This is a genomic window from Bacteroides gallinarum DSM 18171 = JCM 13658, assembly GCF_000374365.1.
GTDB lineage: Bacteria > Bacteroidota > Bacteroidia > Bacteroidales > Bacteroidaceae > Bacteroides > Bacteroides gallinarum.
In genome coordinates this window covers 1-19,719 of the sequence record NZ_KB894177.1, presented here as the reverse complement: position 1 = coordinate 19,719, position 19,719 = coordinate 1, and the positions used below count along the sequence as shown (strand labels likewise).

Below are 19,719 nucleotides of genomic sequence, written 5' to 3'. Positions count from 1 at the left end.
AGGCCTGCGGCTTTTGCCATGCGTTCAAACGGGAACACTGAGTGAAGCCTGCCAAGCTCACTCTCATTAAAACTTTTGCGGTATTTTTCCAGAACATCAAATTCTGTGAAGCCCAAAGTTGGGTGAATTTCGGAAATATTTTGTATCTTAGCCATATCTTAGTCGGGGAATTTCCCCCGTTTTGGCCTTCAAACCTTATTTGCGGGGGAATACCTAAAGATACAAAAAAGCCAGCTAATTCGCAATATTTTGTGTATGAATTAGTTGGCTGATTTTATATTATTTACTGAATGTCCCTAGGGAGGGATTTTCGTATTATTATATCCTTATCCTTTTTTCTTCCTGGCATACTTGCCGCGTTTGACCTTCGGAGCGTCCGGGTCGCTTTGCAGCTTGATAATCTCCTTACATGCATCCAGGTTCAAGTCCTGCGGGATTATATCTTTCGGAATCTTATAATTGCTTCCCTTGTATGCAATGTAAGGTCCGTAACGGCCGTTCAGGATTTCCAGCTCCGGTTCCTCGGCAAATTTCTTGATATGCCTCTGGGCTTCTGCATCCTTCTTGTTTTGGATAAGCTGGATTGCCTCTTTCAGGGTAATCTCCAGCGGGTCGGTCGTTTTCGGAAGCGAAGCATACATACCGTTGTTATATACATAAGGCCCGAAACGCCCCGTTCCCACGGTTACGGTCTTACCTTCGTACTCGCCTAAAGTACGGGGGAGCTTGAACAGCTCTAGTGCCTCTTCCAGCGTCACCGTCTCGATAGACATCTCTTTCTTGAGCTGGGCAAAACGCGGCTTCTCGTTGTCGCCGGCAGTACCGATTTGTACGACAGGCCCGAAGCGTCCTATTTTTACGGAAACCTGCTTGCCGCTACCCGGTTCGCTGCCTAAAATCCGTTCGCCGGCTTTGTGGGCATTCTTAGTGGCGAGCGTGTTCTCTACGGACGGGTGGAATCCCTTGTAGAAATCGCTCAGGATAGCTGTCCATTTCTTTTCCCCTTCCGCAATCTCGTCGAACTGCTTTTCGACACTGGCAGTAAAGTTGTAGTCGAGGATATTGGGGAAATATTCCATTAGGAAATCATTGACTACCGTACCCGTATCGGTGGGTAACAACTTGGCCTTCTCTACGCCCGTCGTTTCGGTCTGGGTAACATCCGTAATATCACTGTCCTGCAATGAAAGTACGTTGTAAGAACGTTCCTCACCGGCTTTCTCGCCTTTCTCTACATAACCGCGCTGCTGTATGGTAGAAATGGTAGGGGCGTATGTGGAAGGACGGCCGATGCCCAGTTCCTCCAGCTTGCGTACGAGGCTTGCCTCTGTGTAGCGGGGAGGATGTTGCGTGAAACGTTCCGTAGCGGTGATATTCTGATGTTGCAGCACCTGCCCTTTCTTCAAAGGAGGCAGCAGGCGGGCTTCATCCTCCTGCTCCGATTCCTCGTCGAGCGATTCGCGGTACACATGGAGGAAACCGTCGAACTTCACCACTTCCCCTGTTGCGTTGAACGTGTCCGGCTCGTTGCTGATACTGATGTTTACAGTGGTTTTCTCAACCTCCGCATCTGCCATTTGAGAAGCTATCGTACGTTTCCATATCAGGTCGTACAGTTTTCTTTCCTGCGGAGTACCCTCTATCTTGGCATTCTCCATATAGGTGGGGCGAATGGCCTCGTGAGCCTCTTGAGCACCCTTTGTCTTTGTAGCAAAATGACGCGGATGTACGTAACGCTCTCCCATCATGCCGGCAATCACGGTTTTACTGTTGTTCACCGCCAGCTCGGACAGGTTCACGGAGTCGGTACGCATATAGGTAATCTTTCCCGATTCGTACAGCCGCTGGGCAATCATCATGGTCTGTGCCACCGTAAACCCGAGCTTCCGGGCAGCCTCCTGTTGCAGGGTAGAGGTCGTAAAAGGAGCCGCAGGAGTTTTCTTCAACGGGCGGGTGGAGATATCATTGATAGTGAAAGTCGCGGACTTGCAGCTTTCCAGGAATTTTTGCGCTTCGGCCTTTGTCTTGATGCGGCGTGCCAGTTCTGCCTTCAGTTCCACCGTCTTGCCGTCGGCATCGGGCACGAGGAATACGGCGGTAACCCGGTAGGATGCCTCCGACCGGAAAGCCTGTATCTCGCGTTCGCGCTCCACGATGAGGCGTACGGCTACCGACTGCACACGGCCGGCGGACAATGCGGGCTTTACCTTTTTCCACAATACCGGCGAAAGTTCGAAACCTACGATACGGTCCAGGATACGGCGTGCCTGCTGGGCGTCCACCAGGTTGATGTCGATATTGCGCGGCTGCTCGATAGCCTTTAGAATGGCACTTTGGGTAATTTCATGGAAAACGATACGCCTGGTATGTTCCGGTTGCAGTTTCAGCACTTCATACAGATGCCATGCAATCGCCTCTCCTTCGCGGTCTTCATCGGATGCCAGCCATACGGTTTCCGCTTCTTTGGCTTCGGCTTTCAGTTCTTCTACAACCTTTTTCTTATCTCCCGGAATTTCATAATGCGGTTTGAAGTCCTTCTCTATATCGATACTGAACTCTTTTTTCTTCAAATCGCGTATATGTCCGTAGCTGGAAAGGACTTTGTAATCCTTCCCCAGGAACTTCTCAATGGTTTTCGCTTTTGCCGGAGACTCGACAATGACAAGGTTTTTCTGCATAAATTTCTGTTTTATAGTGACTCCCGCCACTGAATTTGCCCGCAAAAGTAGGAAAAAACAAACTTTCCACCTTATAATATAAAGAGAATTTAGCAAAAATGACCTTTTTTGTCCGTAACCTCCTTATTTCGGGCAATTAAAACTTGAAACTCACACCGCCCACGAAGTTGATACCCTCGGTCGGATACCCCCAATAATACTGATAATCGCGGTTCAGCAGGTTATCTATGTGGGCATAAACGGACAATCCTTTGAAGAACTCGTAACTGCCGCCCAAATACAGGTTATTGACCGGTTCGACTTCGGTTTCTTTCGCCTTCGCACGTGAGATATGCCGGTAGCCGAGGTCGAGGAGCACGGAAGATATGGGGCGTACATCCATACGCAGATTAGCCTCGAAAGCCGGCTTGTAGGCGAGAACACAATCTTCGGTATCGGGTGTAACGCTCTCCTTTGCATCCCAGCTACGGTAAGTCCCGGCAGCGGAGAACGAAAAAATATTCTTGTAGCCGTAGCTCACCTCTGCGCCGGCATAGATATTGCTCGTGTTCCACTGGCCGATAAAGAGCATCCGGTAACGTTCGTTGGCGGTAGGCTCGATGTCTGCCGGTTGGAAGAACAAATCGTCTTTCAGGTTCTGGTATCCGCCGTACAGGTTCAGCCATAAGCCGGTTACCGGGCTGGCCTTGAAGCCGAGGGCGGCATTCAGTTGCTCGTAAGTGGCATCTAATTGCGGCATCACCTGCCCGTATGGGCAGAATGCCTCTAAACGCCGGAAATCATTTTGCAGCCGTCCTCCTTTTGCCTGTGCATACAAGATATAGCTGTCCGAGAAATTATATTCCGCTGTCACATCGGGAGCAGCCCGGAACTTCTTCCCGAAACCGAAAGCCATATCTGCACGGGCGCCGATGCGTATTTTCCAGTCGTCGTTTTCCAGCCGGTAGTGCGGGTTCAGGCTGAGCGATGTGTAGTTCTCGAACTCATCGTTCTTGTAAAACACATTGTCCATAGCAAAGGCGATGCCCACAACCTGCCCGTCCGATATGCTCCCTGTAACCAGGGCTTTGGTGCGGATGATATTCTCCAGATTGTCCGGTGAGCCGAAATCGTACTGGCGTTCATAGAGCATCAGGTTGGTTTCTGCACGGAATTGCACGGGCAAGCCGGCATCGGTGGACTTTACTCCGAGGTGAATATCCCCGGAAGTGAATTTCTGCTTTCCGGCGGCCGCACCGGTCAGGAAGTTGAAGTTGCTCAGCCCGAAGTTGCCGGCAATGTCCAAATCGACTTTCTTGAAGCGGTGCAAGTAATCTATATCGGCATGGGTACGGTAATAGTAAGAGTCCCATTTGCCGCCATTGCCGGGTAAATCGAGCTGACCGTTCCTGCCGTCCATATGGAAGTTCAGGTGAATACGGTCGCTATTGGATAATGTAAACAGATAATCGGCGCGCGCATCCAGGTTTCCGTAATTGCCGTATCCCAATCTGATATATCCGGGCTGCGTTCTTGCCTGCACCTCTTTGCCGGTATATGCCTGCATGACGGTTACCGGGATTGCCTGGGCGGGAACAAGGGCGGCATCGTATTCCACCGCCTTTTTACCGGCGGTCGGCGGCTCTACCTTAGGGAGCACATTTATCTTGGATGCGTCCAGGATATCGGGATTGTACTCCTGCTCCACGACGACTGTCCGGTTCACGGTGGAGTCTTTTGCCTGTTGCTGGGCATGGATGCCTGCGGACGAGGCTATCAGCATTATTCCGCTGAGTATATAGGGTATCTTTCTCATATTCATTGTATTCTTTTATTTCAGCTTTTCCAGTCTTTCTCTAATCATACCCTCGATATCGTCGTCGGCATGATAGTTCTGTTGCAGGCTCAGCAGGTATTGGCGCGCATCCAGCCGCTTGTCCATAGCCACATATACGTCCGACAGGAGGATGAAGCTGCGCGCCAGCCAGTAAGCGTGCGGCGTGCTTTGGTCGATGAAGTCCAGGATTTCCTTTTCGGCGGCAGCATAGTCGCCCGCATCGTACATCTGTCGGGCTACCAGGTATTTGGCTTCCGCACCGTACAACGTGCGCGTGTCCTTTGCCAGGAGCTCGAGGTCGGCAGTAGCTTTCTTCACCGCCTTCTGGTTCAGGTACGCTTTGGCACGGTAATATAAAGCCTCGTTTTGCAGTTCGGGAGACAGTTTGGCTTCGGCAAGCAAGGCGGTTGCCGCCTGGATTACCTCTATATCGTCCTTCAACAACGCCCCACAACGCAATACGCCTGTGGTGCCCAGTTGCCGGCGTTCCGCAGTTGTGGCGCGGGCTTGCAACTGTTTGTAATCCGCCGCTGCCTGCTCGTACTGTTTACGGTTGAACAGGATTTCCCCGCGCATCAGCAAAGCCTCCTCCGCATACGGGCTGTCCGGATATTCCAACAGCTTCCCGGCATGTTCCAGTACGGCCTCCTCGTCTTTCTGCTCCTTTCCGATAAGGCAGAGGTAGTAACGGGCGTTCAGGCTGAAAGCCCCGTCCGGATAACTTTGCAGGTAACGGGTGAAGCTTGCCTTTGCAGAGGCTGTTTCCCCTTTCATATATACCTTTTCCGCAGCGATGTACGTCAACGAGTCCTGCTCGCTGGGTTCGAACCGGATTGCGTCCGGCATTTGGGCGGCAAGCGCTGCAAACTCGTCCACCCGGTTGGTTTCTACGTAAATGGACTTCAAATCGCGCATGGCAAGCCGTGCCTCCTCGCTGCCCGGATACTTGTCGATAACATATTTGTAGGCTTCGGTAGCCCGGTCGTAATCGTCGTTCTGGTAGTACAGCAGCCCTATTTCGTTAGCCGCCTTGCGGCTGACGGGGCTTTCGGGATATTTCTTCAACAATTCCCGGAAGGTGGCGATAGCCTGGTTGCTGTTGCGGTTTTGCACATACGAGCGTCCTTTCTCGTAGAGGGCGTTGACGGCATACGGCGAGTCGGGATATTTGCTTGCCAGCCGTTCCAGCAAGGCAATCTTTCCGTCGTAATCCTTTTGCAGCCCTGCCACTAATGCCAGTTGGTAATAAGAATAATCTCCGGAAGACGTTCCCATGTTTTCTGCACGGGTATAATACCGGCTGGCTTCATCGAAGCGGCGGACGTGCATATAACAGTCGCCGATGCGGTTGTACGCGTCCGCAAGGACGGTCGCATCCCCTTCCTTTTGCAGTTGTACGAATTTCAGGAAACGGTCTTGTGCGGTTGCATAATCTTTTTTGTGAAAAGCGATGTATGCCAGGTTGTAATAAGCAAGGGCATACATTTCCGTATTCCTTTGCGGAGCCAGGGACAGGTAGTCGTTGAAATTGCGGGCGGCATCCTGCATGCGGTTCAGCCGGTAGTACGACTCGCCCCGCCAGTAAAGCGCCTCCGCTTTCGTCTGCAAGTTATACTGTCCCAGGGCGATGCTCCGGTTGAAACAGCCGATAGCCTGTTCGAACTGCGCATTGGCAAAAGACTGGGTTCCCAGTTGGAACAGGATTTTCTGTTCCGCCTCTAAAATAGCCTTGCTGGGATGCGCGATACGCTCGATAGATTTGAGGGCAGCATCGTAGCTGCGGGTGTTCATATACACCTCTACTAGGTAATCGCTTATCTTGTCGGCATAGGCGGAGTTCGGAAACTCGTTCAGGAAATTCTCGAAAACCGTAACCGATTCGCCGAATGCGGAATAGGATGTCTCGTGGATGCAGAGGGCATAGTTATAAGCCGCCTGCTCTTTTATTTTCAGGTTGGCATCGGAAGCCGCCGCCTGTTCGAACGCCATGCGGGCTTTGTTCTTGTCGGCAAGTTGCAGGTAAGCGAGCCCCATGTGCAGGTAAGCGTTTTGTGTAAGCGCGTCTTTCCCGGTAGTTACCCCTCCCAGGACAACGGGCACTCGGGAATAAACCCCTGTCCGGTAACAGGACATACCCAGCATATACAGCGCATCCCTTCGCGGGGTAGGTTCCGCATTGTCTTGCAAGTACCGGTCGAAAGCCTTTACAGCCTCGTGGTACTTGCCGAAACGATAGTCTGCCGTACCCTGTATACGGTACATCTCTCCCGCGTATTCCTGGTCGGGATAGGCGGAAAGATAATTCTGGGCAACTATCTCCGCCTTGTCGTAGTTGTTCTTTATCAGGTATATTTCCGCAATATAATAAGGTACGAGCGTCTTGTATTTCGCATCTCCCTGCAAGCTGAGGAAACCGCCGAGCGCGTCGTCGTACCGTTGCTGGGAATAGCGGATGTACGAAAGGTAATACGTGCAGTCTGCCGCATATCCGGCACTGGTGCTACGCAATGTCTCGAACCAGATAGCGGCCTCTTTCACATTACCGGTTTTCAGGTAACAAGTTGCCAGGCGATAGGTCATGTCGTCCCGTTCTTCGTTGCTTAAAAGGTCAAGGCGGGCGGCGTTGAACATTGCCAGTGCCTCGTCGTATTTCCCCTCGAAGAAGTAGGCGGAAGCCATGAGGGCATAAATGCGGTTGGCATGCGGCGTGTCGGGGTATGCGTCGAGAAACTCCCGCAACAGCTCGATTCTCCCAGGATTTTTCAGCTCGTATTCGGCACATACCAGCATGTATTCGGCCTCTTCCTTCTCCCCGGTGGCGGGCAACGGGTTGCCTTCCGCCCCGGTTTGTTCTATGAAAGCCTGTAACGGCGGTATGGCGGCGGCAAAAGCCTTTTGCCGGAACAGGCTTTGCCCTTCCTGGTACAGTCGTTGCGAAGAGGTGATTTTCTCGCCCGTCTGTGCAGTGGCGAGCAAAGGCGCACAGCAGAGCGCAGTGCATAATATTCGGTAGATTTTATGTTTCATTGTCGGTTATAGAATAAATCCTTTTACAAAAATACGGGTTTTGGCTCGAAAATGTTCCGCTTGTTTGGCTTTTTTAGGATATGCCGGACAGGAATATCTCCAGCCCTTTCCGAATGGATGCCAGCCCGAACTCCTCCGGCCGTACCTCGTTCAGGGGCAGGAAGAAAACTTCCGCCGCATCGTCCATTGCCTCGAAGTGCGCGGAGTCTGCCACGGTACAGCGGAAAAACATATCCAGCGTATGTACGGCAAATCCCGAGTAGATATAAATGTTGGGCAATGAAAACAGGTAGCCGGCATGAGCTACCGTCATACCCGTCTCCTCTTTCACCTCGCGCGCCACACCTTCTTCGCCGGTTTCTGCCATGTCGATGAAACCTCCGGGCAAGTCCAGCGTCCCTTTGGCGGGCTCTTTGGCGCGGCGGCACACCAGTAATTCGTTCCGTTCGTTCAGTATCAGGGCAACGGTGGCAGAAGAAGGATTGAAGTAATAAACGAAACCGCAGTCACCGCATCGCTTTGATTTTTCGTTATGAACCTCGAAATGTTCCGAACCGCATTCCGGGCAATATCTGAATTGAGAGAGAGGATGTTCCATGTTATTTATAGCTTTAGTGGTTGCTGGGAACAAAGATAGGAAAATAAAAGACTGCATCCAATGATACGCCGTATATCGGATGCAGTCTTGCTGATTAACGGGTTAGTCCCCGCATGTATTTGCCGTTCTTACTGATTAACGGGTTACTCCCCGCATGTATTTGCCGTTCTTACTGATTAACGGGTTAGCCCCCGCGTGTATTTACCGTTCTTGCTGGTTAACGGGTTAACTCCCCGTACGTATTTACCGTTTATCCCAGCGGATTTTCTTCGTCTCCGCCGTTGCCGCCACTGCCGTTGCCGTTCCCATTGCCCGTGGACGGAATTTCCTCACCGTTGGTCGAGATGCGTGTTACGCCGGAGCTCTTTATCATCTCTTTCAGCCTTTTCCCCGGGGTGAGAATCAGTTTTTGCCGATAGATGCTGTCAGCGGTAACGCTTTTGGCTTCATTCTGGCTCTTGCAGTTCAGTCCCGGGCGGATAGTGCCGAAGTCGCCCAGTTTTACAGTCGCTCCAAGGCTGACGTAGGTGCTGAGTGCGTCAATCAGCCCGTCCATGACCATTTTTACTACGCCACGCGGAGCCATGCCCTCTTTCGTAACCTGGTCGCACAGTTTGTCGTAGCTGATTTCTCCCACGGAGAACGAGGCGGCTACATACTTTTCGGACTTGGTTTCATCGAAACCGAAAACTCTTTTTTTAATTACATAACGGAATGCCATAATCTTTTTTGTTTTTAATGGTTGTTACTTCGAAATCCTATATCTTTGTGTACACAGTGCAAAGTTACGGCATGCCGGAACGGACGGGTGCTTTAAATGTTCTTAAGCACCAGCCAGGGCATCCGTAAAACCATGTAAAAGCATGTGCAAACCGTTAAAAACCAGACTACTGCGATTTTCTGAAAAATATTTCGGGAGATAGCGTTAATAACCGCTTTATGGAGAATTTTGCTGCGATAGATTTCGAGACGGCCAACGAACAACGCACCAGCATATGCAGCGTAGGCATCGTCATCGTGCGGAACGGAGAGATTGTAGACAACTATTACAGCCTGATTCGTCCCGAGCCGGAGTACTATACCTATTGGAATACCCGGATACACGGCCTGGCGCTGGCAGATACGGCTGGCGCACCCGTTTTCCCTACCGTATGGCAGGAGATAACGCCCCGCATCGAAGGGCTGACCTTGGTGGCGCATAACAAGGCGTTCGACGAAAGTTGCCTGAAAGCAGTGTTCCGTACTTACGGCATGGATTATCCCGGTTACGAGTTCCGTTGCACCCTGCAAGCATCGCGCCGCGCCATTAAGGGACTTCCCGACTACCGGCTGCATACGGTAGCGGCATGGTGCGGTTACCGGTTGGAACACCACCACCATGCGCTTGCCGATGCGGAAGCCTGCGCCTGGATAGCCAGGCGGATTATTTAGACTACCTGCTTAACGCAGAAACTCATAATGCCCGGCAGTACCCTCGAAAGAGAGGATGCCGTCGTCCGAACGGACTTCCCGGGCAGGGATATACACCTTTCCGTCTTTCTTTATTTGCCATGTTCCCGGAATGAGGTCGGTAATGACGAATTTCATGGAACCGCTTCCGTCCACCTTCATATCGACCTTGCCCGACAAGGGCTGGCTGTTCCTGCTGAAGGTCACGACACGGTCGGCTATCTGCACGCCTACCACCTTCCCGGCGTCGATGCGTTTCACATCGTTCATCCGCTTGCAGGTATTGTCCGCAACCTGCATTACATTCAGGAAGTAATTCTCGGCAGCAGGGGCGGCGGGAGAAACCTCCACGCGCCATGCTCCCCTTTCGTTGGCATCATCGGGGCGGTTGGGCAGCGCGTCGTTCGGATAGTTGGTTCCGAATACCCAGAACTCTTTCCCCTTGCCGCCTACCTTCTCTATCTGCGCATTGCCGGTTTCGGGCAGCAATACATGGTTCTGCAACATACCCGTGTCACCGTTCTTGGTACGGCGGACGGTGAAGCGGTTCCCCTCTATCACAGGCTCCTCGATGCTGTGCAGCAGCCAGAACTTCTTGAATTGCGGGTCGGAAGACACCACTTTGTCGAAAACGACGAGTGCGCCGGGCACTTCGGCAGAGTGCAGGTTCAGGAATACGAAAGAGCGTTTCGCCTCCTTCACTTTCCCCGTGTATGCCTGCGTGATGTCGCCTTTCAGGTAAGAATAGTCGGGCTTGCAGGCGTCGGGGCCGAAACCGTGTCCCAGTACTTTGCCGGTGGTATAGCTTTCGCTCAGCAGATGCTGGAAAGAGGGGCAGCTTTCCCAGCGGTCGCCGGGCATACGCTGTCCGCCGTCGTTGGCTGCGAACTCGGTCTTGCCGCCTCCGCCGTAGTTCCAGCAGGCGAATTTCTCGTCGGGGTCGTACACTAACAACGAGTTATGCGCAATGGTGCGCTTGAAGAAATTCTTGTTGTGCGGGCTGTTGTATCCGCCGGAGCTTCCCTGATAGGCTCCCGCGTCGATAGCCAGCGGTCCCCGGTAATACAGTTGGAAGGAGCCGCCGTCCAGGTGCTGGTGGTTGCCGAAGAACTGCTCGTTGATTTTCATTTCGGCAATCACGCTGTTCTCGTCCCACCCCGTGCGGGCTATCATCCAGCCGAAGGGAGTGCCGGAATAGCGCGTCAGCGGCAGGTCGTCGGGGGCTTTGGACTGTATGCCGAGGTCCCTCCACAGCACGTCGAAGATGAGGCAGTGGCGTTCGATGTTGGGCTTGCGCTCGTATTCGTATGCCAGGTAAGGGTCTTTGTAGAAGCTGGAGGCGAGCATGGCGGGCAGCGAGTAAGACGGCATGTTCCTCCGGATAGGGTTGGTGTCGCCTGCCGGCATTACCTGGCCGTCCGGACGGCGGCGGTACAAGAAATCGTACAGGACGAATTGCTGGGCGGGATTGTATATCGCCCCCGCACCCATGCGTTCCAGTATCCAGAGCGAAAAGAGGTCGTTGCTGAAACGTACATTCACGTAGCTTGTTCCCTGGTGGTAGTTATGTCCGGAATAGATATAGTTCCTTGCAGGCAGGTAATCCTTGAATATCATCTTTATTACATGGTTGTACATGTCCGGATACTCGTCGTAAATGGCTATGCCCGCCGAAAGCATGTCCCTGAGTATCATCCACTCGCAGGGATGCCCCACGATAGGCTGGTCGTTGCGTGGCGGATAACCGCATTCCATGGTCTTGGCTATGCGGATGAAGGATTCTACGTAAGCCTTTTTTTCCGACTCTTTCATCTGGTCGTAGCACCAGTCGTACACCATGGCGCCGCAGGTAAGCATCACACCGCTGGCGCGCGACAAGTCTCCCTTCGTACCGTAATTGGTGTTTTGAAGCGTATCCAGCATGGCGGTAATGGCGCTTCTCGCCTGCTTCTTGTCGCCGTACACCAGGTACTCCAGCGCCTGCACCTGCACGCGGCTGGTTACGCCGCGCATCTCGAAATAATAGCGGAAGCCCCTGTCCTTTACCTTTGCTTCCTCCTCCGGCGTCCGGTCTTTGCCCAGCTTGCGCAGGGTTGCCAGCACCTCCTTTACGTGCGGGTGGTTCATCCGTTCCTTCAGTTCCGGCAAGTCGGCGGAGCGCACGTAAAGCCGGGGATGTACTTGCGGGGGAACGGGCACTGTGACGTCGTCCATTTTCTCCCAGATAACTTCCGTTCTCTTCTGGGCATTGCTTTCCAGGCAGAAAACGCAGAGGATAAGACTCGCGATGAATAGAATACTTTTTTTCATGTTTTTTCGTTTGGTATGTTAATAAGCGGTTGTTTTCTTGTCTGTTCCGGAGGGGCGGGATGTGCTTAATTCCCCGGTAAATGTAAAATAAAAATAGTAATCCCGGTAGCCTTCGGGCGGACAAAAAACGCCCGCTCTTTCATTTTTGAACATAAGTGATATATGCTGGGACATTATTGATAGTATGCGCTTTCCGCTTCAATTCCGGAGCAGGATAATTTAAGCATAAGAATTGCAGGATTTATTTTTTTCTACCGGATTTATCAGTAACTTTGGCTGCGAATGCTAATTCGTTACACAGCCGTTGCCCTTTCGTTAGACAACTGTCTGGCGCAAGGGCAACGGCTGTGTAACGCAAGGATGACATCTGTCTGGCGGATTAAGGTAAGCGGTGCGGTATCTTGCCGTTCGCATACGCGCCGGCAGATGATGCCTTGTCAATACCTTATTATATATGAGCGCTTATTATGATTTGTACCGTACTCCCGACCCTTCGGGCGAGAACGACGGAGATGCCCGGCTGCATGCCCGCATCCTGCCGCGGGGAACTATCTCCGCCGGCAAATTTCGCGAGTTGGTGGCTAAGGCTACCGGTTTCAGTCCCGCCATATTGGACGGAACTTTGCAGGCGGTTACGGACGAGCTGTACAGTTGGCTGTCCGAGGGCTGGATTGTGGAGGTGGGCGAACTGGGTTATTTTTCCGTTTCGCTGAGGTGCGACCGTCCGGTTACCGACCGGAAGGAAATCCGCTCTCCGTCCGTGCGCTTCCAGCATGTGAACCTCCGCCTGGGCAGTAAGTTCCGCAGCCGTTTCCATACAATGGAGCTGGAACGGAAGGCATCCCCGTACCTCTCCCGTTCTTCGATGGACGAGGAGGCGCGGAGGGAGAAGCTGTTGCAGCATCTGGACAAGTACGGCTGCATTACCCGTACCGATTACGAGTCGGTGACGGGACTGGCGAAGCACCGGGCGGTGGCCGACCTGAACCGGTATCTTGCGGAAGGCACGGTGCGCAAGTACGGCAGCGGCAAGACGGTGGTGTACCTGAAACCCTGATATCGGAAGGGAAACTTCTTTATGTAGCTCCATTCATAAACAAGCGACGGATAATTAAATACATAGGATAATGGACGATTTGAAAACCTTGACCGGTAAAGTTTGTGGTATAGCGCGTGCGGCGGGATGTTTCCTGAAAGAGGAACGGAAGAATTTCTGCCAAGAGGCGGTGGAAGAAAAGCATGCGCACGATTATGTGTCTTATGTGGACAAGGAGTCCGAAAGGCGCATCGTTGCCGCCTTGAAAGCTCTTTTGCCCGAAGCGGGCTTCATTGTGGAGGAAGGTTCGGCGGACTATCGGGACGAGCCTTACTGCTGGGTGGTAGACCCGCTCGACGGTACTACCAATTATATTCATGACAATGCTCCCTACTGCGTCAGCATCGCGTTGCGCGATAGGCACGGGCTTTTGTCGGGGGTGGTTTACGACCCTTGCCTGGACGAGTGTTTCTATGCCTGGAAAGGCGGTGGCGCTTACCTCGACGGGCAGCCTCTACGGGTATCGCCCGTAGCTTGCCTGGAAGATGCGTTCGTGGTAACGGAACTGCCTTATGATGCGGAGCGGTATGCCCGCACGGGCGAGCACCTGATACGCGAGCTGTACGGCAGGGTTGCCGGTATCCGTATGAACGGTTCTGCTGCAATGGCAATCTGCTACGTGGCGGCGGGACGCTTCGACACCTGGCTGGAGGCTTTCCTGGGAAAATGGGACTTCTCGGCGGCGGCGCTGATTGTGCAGGAGGCCGGCGGGCGGGTGACAGACTTTTACGGGAACGACCGTTTTATCGACGGGCATCATGTGGTCGCCACCAACGGGCGGTTGCATCCTTTCCTGCTGGAACTGGTGGGGAAAGCTATGCCTATGGGGATGTAATGCTTTCTTGTCGGTATGTAGGGAAATGGAAACCGTGCCGGTTTTATGGATAGGCTTATAAATAAATAGGCTTTATAAATAGGTTTATGAATGAGCCTTATAAGTGAGTTTTATGTATAAACCTTATAAGTTTTGTGCATAGGTTTTTATGAACAAGCTTTATGAACGGGCTTTATGGACGGACTTATAGATAGGCTTTATGAACGGCTGTATTATGGAAAACACATTTAAAACCTGGTTTCTGTCTTTTATTCATTTATTCTTCTCCCGGCAGTGTGCCGTGTGCGGTGCACCCTTGCAGGAGGGCGAGGAGGCCGTCTGCCTGAAATGCAATATGAGTCTGCCCCGTACGGGGTATCACCTCCGGGCGGACAACCCGGTGGAGCGTGTGTTCTGGGGGAAGTGCTCTTTGGAGCGTGCCGCTTCTTACTTCTTTTACCATAAGGGGAGCGATTTCCGCCGGATACTGCATCTGTTGAAGTATGGCGGGCGCAAGGACTTGGGAGAGGTGCTGGGACGGTTTATGGCGGCGGAGCTTGCCGGTTCGGGGTTCTTCGGGGATGTAGACGTCGTCGTTCCCGTGCCTTTGCATCCGCGGAAGCAGCGGGCGCGTGGATATAATCAGAGCGAATACATCGCCAGGGGTGTAGCGGCGGTTACAGGTATTTCTTTGAATGTTTCTTCCGTAGTGCGCAGAAAGCATACGCAGGCGCAGACGCACAAGCCGGTGTATGAGCGGTGGGAGAATGTGGAAGGCATATTCTGCCTCCGCCACCCCGAACGTTTTGCCGGAAAACATGTCTTGCTGGTGGATGATGTGCTTACCACCGGGGCTACCCTTACGGCATGCGCCGATGTGTTCCGGGCGGTAGAGGGAGTGCGTCTCAGCGTGCTTACGCTTGCCGTGGCGGATATCTGACTTCAGGATATTCCATAAAAAAAGTCCGTCATTGCGACGGACTTTTCTGCTCTTCCTCTTGGACTTGAACCAAGGACCCTCTGATTAACAGTCAGATGCTCTAACCGACTGAGCTAAGGAAGAATTTGCATCCGAGTTTTTTCGCTCTTCCTCTTGGACTTGAACCAAGGACCCTCTGATTAACAGTCAGATGCTCTAACCGACTGAGCTAAGGAAGAATGTTGTTTTTTCTCAATTGCGCTGCAAAAGTAATAGGATATTTTGAAATATGCAATATCTTTGCAAAAAAAATATCGAGGATGGACAAAATAATCGGATTGGGAAATGCATTGGTCGATGTGTTGGCAACCCTTGACAGTGATGCTATCTTGGCGGAAATGGAATTGCCGAAAGGTAGCATGACTCTTATAGATGAAAGCAAATTACGGAAAATCAATGAATACTTCAGCCGGGTAAAGACGCATCTGGCAACCGGCGGCTCTGCCGGAAACGCCATTCGCGGCATGGCGCAGTTGGGAGCGGGCACGGGTTTCATAGGAAAGGTATGCAACGATGCCTATGGCAACTTCTACCGGGAAAGCCTGCTGAAAAACGGTACGGAGGCGAACCTGCTGGTTTCCGATACGTTGCCTTCCGGGGTGGCGTCTACGTTCATCTCTCCGGACGGGGAACGTACTTTCGGCACTTACCTGGGGGCGGCGTCTACGCTGAGGGCGGAGGATTTGTCGTTGGAGATGTTCAAGGGATATACCTATCTGTTTATAGAAGGGTATCTGGTGCAGGAGCACGATATGATTCTCCGTGCTATCGAGTTGGCTAAGGAAGCCGGATTGCAGGTTTGCCTGGATATGGCGAGTTATAATATCGTGGCCGGAGACCATGCGTTTTTCTCTTTGTTGGTGAATAAGTACGTGGATATCGTTTTTGCCAACGAGGAGGAGGCGAAAGCGTTCACGGGCAAGGAGCCGGAGGAGGCGCTGGGCATTATCGCCAAGATGTGCAGCATAGCTATTGTAAAGGTGGGGGCGCAGGGCTCGCTGATTCGTAAGGGTACGGAGGAAGTGCGCGTAAAGGCTGTGCCGGTGAAGAAGGTGGTGGATACCACCGGCGCCGGAGACTTCTTTGCCGCCGGTTTCCTTTACGGGCTTACCTGCGGGTATTCGCTGGAGAAGTGCGGAAAGATAGGTGCTGTCTTGTCGGGCGAGGTGATACAGGTTATCGGGACGGAGCTGCCGGACTCGAAATGGGAGAAGATAAAGGAAGAGATAATAACGATAAATTAGGATATATGAAACATGTGAAGATACGTTGGATAGCCGCCCTGCTGCTGGTAGTGGGCGTGAGCTTCTTTTTCGGGTTCAAGAGTGGCGACAGCCGTAGTTTCCAGGTAGCGAAGAACCTGGATATATTCAACTCCGTTGTGAAGGAGCTGGATATGTTCTATGTGGATACGATAGACCCGGACAAGACTGTCCGTACCGGCATCGAGTCCATGCTGTACTCGCTCGACCCTTATACGGAATACTTCCCGGAGGACGACCAGAGCGAGCTGGAGCAGATGTTGAAGAATACGTATGGCGGCATCGGCTCTATCATTACCTGGAACACCGAGCTGAAGCGTTCCATGATAGCCGAGCCTTATGAGAACATGCCGGCTGCTACCGTGGGGCTGAAAGCCGGCGACATCCTTATGGAAATAGACGGCAAAGACCTGGCGGGAAAGAACAACCAGGAAGTGAGCGAGATGCTTCGCGGGCAGGTGGGCACGAGCTTCAAGCTGAAAGTGCAGCGTCCCGGAACGGAGGAGCCTTTGGAGTTCGACATCGTCCGCCGTTCTATCCAGTTGCCCTTTATTCCTTATTATGCGATGCTGGACAACAACATAGGTTATATCAACCTGAGCACTTTTTCGGGTAATCCTTCCAAGGAGTTCAAGCAGGCGTTTCTCGATTTGAAGAAACAGGGCATTACGTCTTTGGTTATCGACCTGCGCAACAATGGCGGCGGATTGCTGAACGAGGCGTTGGAGATAGCTAACTTCTTCCTGCCGCGCGGCAAGATGCTGGTAACGACGAAGGGAAAGACCAAGCAGGCAAGCAATACGTACAAGACGCTGCGCGAGCCGCTGGACTTGGAAATTCCGCTGGCTGTCCTGGTGAACAGTGCTACGGCTTCCGCATCGGAAATCCTGGCAGGTGCGTTGCAGGATTACGACCGTGCCGTGGTGGTGGGCAACCGTACCTTCGGAAAGGGGCTTGTGCAGACTACCCGCCCGTTGCCTTATGGCGGTACGATGAAGCTGACGACTTCCAAGTATTATATTCCGAGCGGCCGTTGCGTGCAGGCTATCGACTATAAGCACCGCAATGAGGACGGTAGCGTAGGGCGTATTCCCGACAGCCTGACTACCGTGTTCCATACGGCGGCGGGGCGTGAGGTGCGCGACGGTGGCGGGGTTACTCCCGATATTGCCGTAAAGCAGGATAAGCTGCCCAATATCTTGTTTTACCTGGTTAATGACAACCTGATATTCGATTACGCCACGGAATATTGCCTGAAACATCCTTCTGTTCCGGCGCCCGAGGAGTTCGAAATCACCGATGCCGATTATGCCGACTTCAAGGCAATGGTAAAGAAGGCGGACTTCAAGTACGACCAGCAGACGGAGAAGATATTGAAGAACTTGAAGGAAATGGCGGAGTTCGAGGGGTATCTGGCGGATGCGTCGGATGAGTTCAAGGCTTTGGAGGATAAGTTGTCCCATAACCTGGAACGCGACCTCGACCACTTCTCGAAGGATATCAAGGCGATGATTGCCGTGGAGATTATCAAGCGTTATTACTATCAGCGCGGGAGCATAATCCAGCAGTTGAAGGACGACGACGACTTGAAGGAGGCTGTCGGGATACTGACCGCTCCGGACAAGTACAGGGCGATGTTGAGCACTCCGGCAGCGAAGCCGGACGAGGATAAAAAGGGGAAATAAAAATATCCGCATAATCCTTATTTTAACCGAAATAGTTCGCTATTTCGGTTTTTTAGTTTCTTTTTTCTTCCGCTTCCGTTGCATATATTTATATAACCCTTTATTTTTGTAAAAATAAAACGAATAAGCGTTAAAGGGTATTTCCTTTAGTGTTCCTGCGCTTTCCTTGAATATGAGTACGCTGAACGAAGGAACCATAAGCGAAACACAGACAAAGTTATGAGAGTTTTGAATTTTTCTAAAGGTGTATTTTTAGTGGCATTACTGCTGGCTGCGATTTCTGCGGATGTGCAGGCGCAGTACCTCCGCACGTCTTATTTTATGGAAGGAACCCATTACCGTCAACAGTTGAATCCGGCTCTGGCGCCGGGACGCGGGTATGTTAACCTGCCGGTTATCGGTGCTTTCAATGCTACCGTCAATTCTTCACTGGGGTATCAGGATGTGTTGGATATCATCGATAATAGCGACGGCGGCGACTACTTTATGAGCGACAAGTTTAGAAAACGTTTGAAGGACGATAACTCCTTGAACCTGAACTTAAGTACCGATATTATCTCGGCTGGCTGGTATAAGGGAAAAGGATTCTGGTCGTTTAATGTGGGCTTGCGTGCCGATATGGGAGCGTCCATATCGCGGTCGATGTTCGATTTTATGCATAATATGAACGATTTCGACGCCAATGATGTAGACAGTTACAAAGGCCTCGATGAAACGGTGGGTGAGCAAAAACTGGAAATCAACTCTTATGCGGAAATCGGTCTGGGCTATGCAAGAAGCATAAACAGCCGCTTGACGGTTGGCGGTAGAGTGAAGGCTTTGCTGGGTATAGGCAATATGAAGCTCACCGTCAACAATATCGATGTATATAGTAATTTGACGGGGCTTAACGGTAGTAACGACGATTGGACTAATGTCAGGGGAAATGCCAGCATCGATGTAGATGCTACGTTGGAGAGTTCGTTCAAGGGACTGGAGCTGGAAGAGTCCAATGACGGTTATATCGATGATTTCGATTTCGATGCCGGTAAGCTCGGGCTTGCAGGTTACGGTCTTGGCATCGACTTGGGAGCTACTTATAAGCTGATGGATAACCTGACTGTTTCTGCTTCTATCCTCGATTTAGGTTTCATTAAATGGTCGAAGGGCGCTACTACCGTGGCGAGAGCGGGAGCGGAGCAAAGTTATGACCTTTCCAATCCGTCGGACAGAAGGGATTTTGCAGACCTGGTAAGTAGCGGCGAGGTACTGAACTACGATATGTTGGAGTTGCAGAAGGATAAGGATGCGGCGAAATCCCGTACAAGCAGCTTGACGTCTACGCTGGTTCTCGGTGCCGAATATTCCCTGCTGAATAACTGGTTGGTGGTAGGTGCTTTGTATACCGGCCGTTTTGCAAAACCGAAGGCGTTGAATGAGTTGACATTGTCGGCAAATATCCGTCCGAAGAATTATTTTAATGTGGCTCTCAGCTACTCCATGCTCCAGAGCGCTGGTAAGTCGTTCGGTCTTGCTGTGAAGTTAGGTCCTCTTTTCGTGGGTACGGACTATATGTTCCTGGGTAAGAGTTCTAAGAGTGTAAACGGCTTCCTGGGTATCTCCATTCCTTTGAATAAGAAGAAAAAAGCAGAGGCGACGAACGCTATCTGATAGTATTTGAGGGTGCGTGCAGAGGGCTCGCCACAGATTACACGGAATTCCAAGACTTGGGCAAACATTTTGCCAAGTAAATAGGGACATTCAGTAAATAATATAAAATCAGCCAACTAATTCATACACAAAATATTGCGAATTAGCTGGCTTTTTTGTATCTTTAGGTATTCCCCCGCAAATAAGGTTTGAAGGCCAAAACGGGGGAAATTCCCCGACTAAGATATGGCTAAGATACAAAATATTTCCGAAATTCACCCAACTTTGGGCTTCACAGAATTTGATGTTCTGGAAAAATACCGCAAAAGTTTTAATGAGAGTGAGCTTGGCAGGCTTCACTCAGTGTTCCCGTTTG

13 protein-coding genes, 2 tRNA genes and 1 pseudogene are annotated in these 19,719 nt (G+C 51.7%); 7 read left to right on the top strand and 9 right to left on the bottom strand.

What is annotated here, in order from left to right; all coding sequences use genetic code 11:
- The 6 genes and pseudogenes from C233_RS23865 to C233_RS0120345 form a co-directional block, all read right to left on the bottom strand.
- A pseudogene (locus C233_RS23865) lies at positions 1–155 on the bottom strand (DDE transposase); the annotation flags it as partial.
- A gap of 171 nt (positions 156–326) precedes the next feature.
- Complete coding sequence (gene topA, locus C233_RS0120365) at positions 327–2,678, bottom strand: type I DNA topoisomerase (RefSeq protein WP_018669350.1); 2,352 nt, start codon at positions 2,676–2,678, stop codon at positions 327–329.
- A 136-nt stretch (positions 2,679–2,814) separates the two neighbouring features.
- Entirely contained in the window at positions 2,815–4,479 is a 1,665-nt protein-coding gene (locus C233_RS0120360) for a TonB-dependent receptor (protein WP_018669349.1), read from the bottom strand.
- A 9-nt stretch (positions 4,480–4,488) separates the two neighbouring features.
- Positions 4,489–7,521 (bottom strand): tetratricopeptide repeat protein, encoded by a 3,033-nt coding sequence (locus tag C233_RS0120355; RefSeq protein ID WP_025069192.1) that lies wholly within the window; start codon positions 7,519–7,521, stop codon positions 4,489–4,491.
- Between the two features lie 73 nt (positions 7,522–7,594).
- Complete coding sequence (locus tag C233_RS0120350) at positions 7,595–8,119, bottom strand: NUDIX domain-containing protein (protein ID WP_018669347.1); 525 nt, start codon at positions 8,117–8,119, stop codon at positions 7,595–7,597.
- A gap of 250 nt (positions 8,120–8,369) precedes the next feature.
- On the bottom strand, positions 8,370–8,840 hold the full coding sequence (locus C233_RS0120345) for an HU family DNA-binding protein (RefSeq protein ID WP_018669346.1): 471 nt from the start codon (positions 8,838–8,840) through the stop codon (positions 8,370–8,372).
- Positions 8,841–9,058: 218 nt separating this feature from the next.
- Here C233_RS0120345 and C233_RS0120340 point away from each other — a divergent pair, with 218 nt between their 5' ends.
- Complete coding sequence (locus C233_RS0120340; RefSeq protein WP_018669345.1) at positions 9,059–9,550, top strand: 3'-5' exonuclease; 492 nt, start codon at positions 9,059–9,061, stop codon at positions 9,548–9,550.
- A gap of 9 nt (positions 9,551–9,559) precedes the next feature.
- On the opposite strand, the gene hepB is transcribed toward C233_RS0120340, so the two are convergent.
- A complete protein-coding gene (hepB, locus tag C233_RS0120335; RefSeq protein WP_018669344.1) occupies positions 9,560–11,878 on the bottom strand; it encodes a heparin/heparin-sulfate lyase HepB in 2,319 nt (772 codons plus the stop codon).
- Between the two features lie 454 nt (positions 11,879–12,332).
- Here hepB and C233_RS0120325 point away from each other — a divergent pair, with 454 nt between their 5' ends.
- The 3 genes from C233_RS0120325 to C233_RS0120315 all read left to right on the top strand — a co-directional run bounded on the left by C233_RS0120325 (position 12,333) and on the right by C233_RS0120315 (position 14,728).
- Positions 12,333–12,935 carry an HU family DNA-binding protein gene (locus C233_RS0120325; protein ID WP_018669342.1) on the top strand — a complete coding sequence of 201 codons (603 nt, stop codon included), beginning with the start codon at positions 12,333–12,335 and terminating at the stop codon, positions 12,933–12,935.
- 70 nt (positions 12,936–13,005) lie between these two features.
- Positions 13,006–13,809 (top strand): inositol monophosphatase family protein, encoded by an 804-nt coding sequence (locus C233_RS0120320; RefSeq protein ID WP_018669341.1) that lies wholly within the window; start codon positions 13,006–13,008, stop codon positions 13,807–13,809.
- A 214-nt stretch (positions 13,810–14,023) separates the two neighbouring features.
- Positions 14,024–14,728 (top strand): ComF family protein, encoded by a 705-nt coding sequence (locus C233_RS0120315; RefSeq protein WP_018669340.1) that lies wholly within the window; start codon positions 14,024–14,026, stop codon positions 14,726–14,728.
- A gap of 49 nt (positions 14,729–14,777) precedes the next feature.
- On the opposite strand, the gene C233_RS0120310 is transcribed toward C233_RS0120315, so the two are convergent.
- A tRNA-Asn gene (locus C233_RS0120310) sits at positions 14,778–14,851 on the bottom strand.
- A 21-nt stretch (positions 14,852–14,872) separates the two neighbouring features.
- A tRNA-Asn gene (locus C233_RS0120305) sits at positions 14,873–14,946 on the bottom strand.
- Between the two features lie 81 nt (positions 14,947–15,027).
- Between C233_RS0120305 and C233_RS0120300 the strand changes: the two genes are divergently transcribed.
- The 3 genes from C233_RS0120300 to C233_RS0120285 all read left to right on the top strand — a co-directional run bounded on the left by C233_RS0120300 (position 15,028) and on the right by C233_RS0120285 (position 19,364).
- Positions 15,028–16,011, top strand: a complete 984-nt coding sequence (locus tag C233_RS0120300) for an adenosine kinase (RefSeq protein ID WP_018669339.1) — start codon at positions 15,028–15,030, stop codon at positions 16,009–16,011.
- 5 nt (positions 16,012–16,016) lie between these two features.
- Complete coding sequence (locus C233_RS0120295) at positions 16,017–17,714, top strand: S41 family peptidase (RefSeq protein ID WP_018669338.1); 1,698 nt, start codon at positions 16,017–16,019, stop codon at positions 17,712–17,714.
- Between the two features lie 219 nt (positions 17,715–17,933).
- Positions 17,934–19,364, top strand: coding sequence for a DUF5723 family protein (locus C233_RS0120285; RefSeq protein ID WP_018669336.1), 1,431 nt, complete (start codon positions 17,934–17,936; stop codon positions 19,362–19,364).
- The last annotated feature ends 355 nt before the right edge of the window (positions 19,365–19,719 follow it).

What these genes read in the sequence shown, in the direction of transcription:
- topA (WP_018669350.1), bottom strand. Translation starts at nt 2,678, where the DNA reads ATGCAGAAAAACCTTGTCATTGTCGAGTCTCCGGCAAAAGCGAAAACC.
- C233_RS0120360 (WP_018669349.1), bottom strand. Translation starts at nt 4,479, where the DNA reads ATGAATATGAGAAAGATACCCTATATACTCAGCGGAATAATGCTGATA.
- C233_RS0120355 (WP_025069192.1), bottom strand. Translation starts at nt 7,521, where the DNA reads ATGAAACATAAAATCTACCGAATATTATGCACTGCGCTCTGCTGTGCG.
- C233_RS0120350 (WP_018669347.1), bottom strand. Translation starts at nt 8,119, where the DNA reads ATGGAACATCCTCTCTCTCAATTCAGATATTGCCCGGAATGCGGTTCG.
- C233_RS0120345 (WP_018669346.1), bottom strand. Translation starts at nt 8,840, where the DNA reads ATGGCATTCCGTTATGTAATTAAAAAAAGAGTTTTCGGTTTCGATGAA.
- C233_RS0120340 (WP_018669345.1), top strand. Translation starts at nt 9,059, where the DNA reads ATGGAGAATTTTGCTGCGATAGATTTCGAGACGGCCAACGAACAACGC.
- hepB (WP_018669344.1), bottom strand. Translation starts at nt 11,878, where the DNA reads ATGAAAAAAAGTATTCTATTCATCGCGAGTCTTATCCTCTGCGTTTTC.
- C233_RS0120325 (WP_018669342.1), top strand. Translation starts at nt 12,333, where the DNA reads ATGAGCGCTTATTATGATTTGTACCGTACTCCCGACCCTTCGGGCGAG.
- C233_RS0120320 (WP_018669341.1), top strand. Translation starts at nt 13,006, where the DNA reads ATGGACGATTTGAAAACCTTGACCGGTAAAGTTTGTGGTATAGCGCGT.
- C233_RS0120315 (WP_018669340.1), top strand. Translation starts at nt 14,024, where the DNA reads ATGGAAAACACATTTAAAACCTGGTTTCTGTCTTTTATTCATTTATTC.
- C233_RS0120300 (WP_018669339.1), top strand. Translation starts at nt 15,028, where the DNA reads ATGGACAAAATAATCGGATTGGGAAATGCATTGGTCGATGTGTTGGCA.
- C233_RS0120295 (WP_018669338.1), top strand. Translation starts at nt 16,017, where the DNA reads ATGAAACATGTGAAGATACGTTGGATAGCCGCCCTGCTGCTGGTAGTG.
- C233_RS0120285 (WP_018669336.1), top strand. Translation starts at nt 17,934, where the DNA reads ATGAGAGTTTTGAATTTTTCTAAAGGTGTATTTTTAGTGGCATTACTG.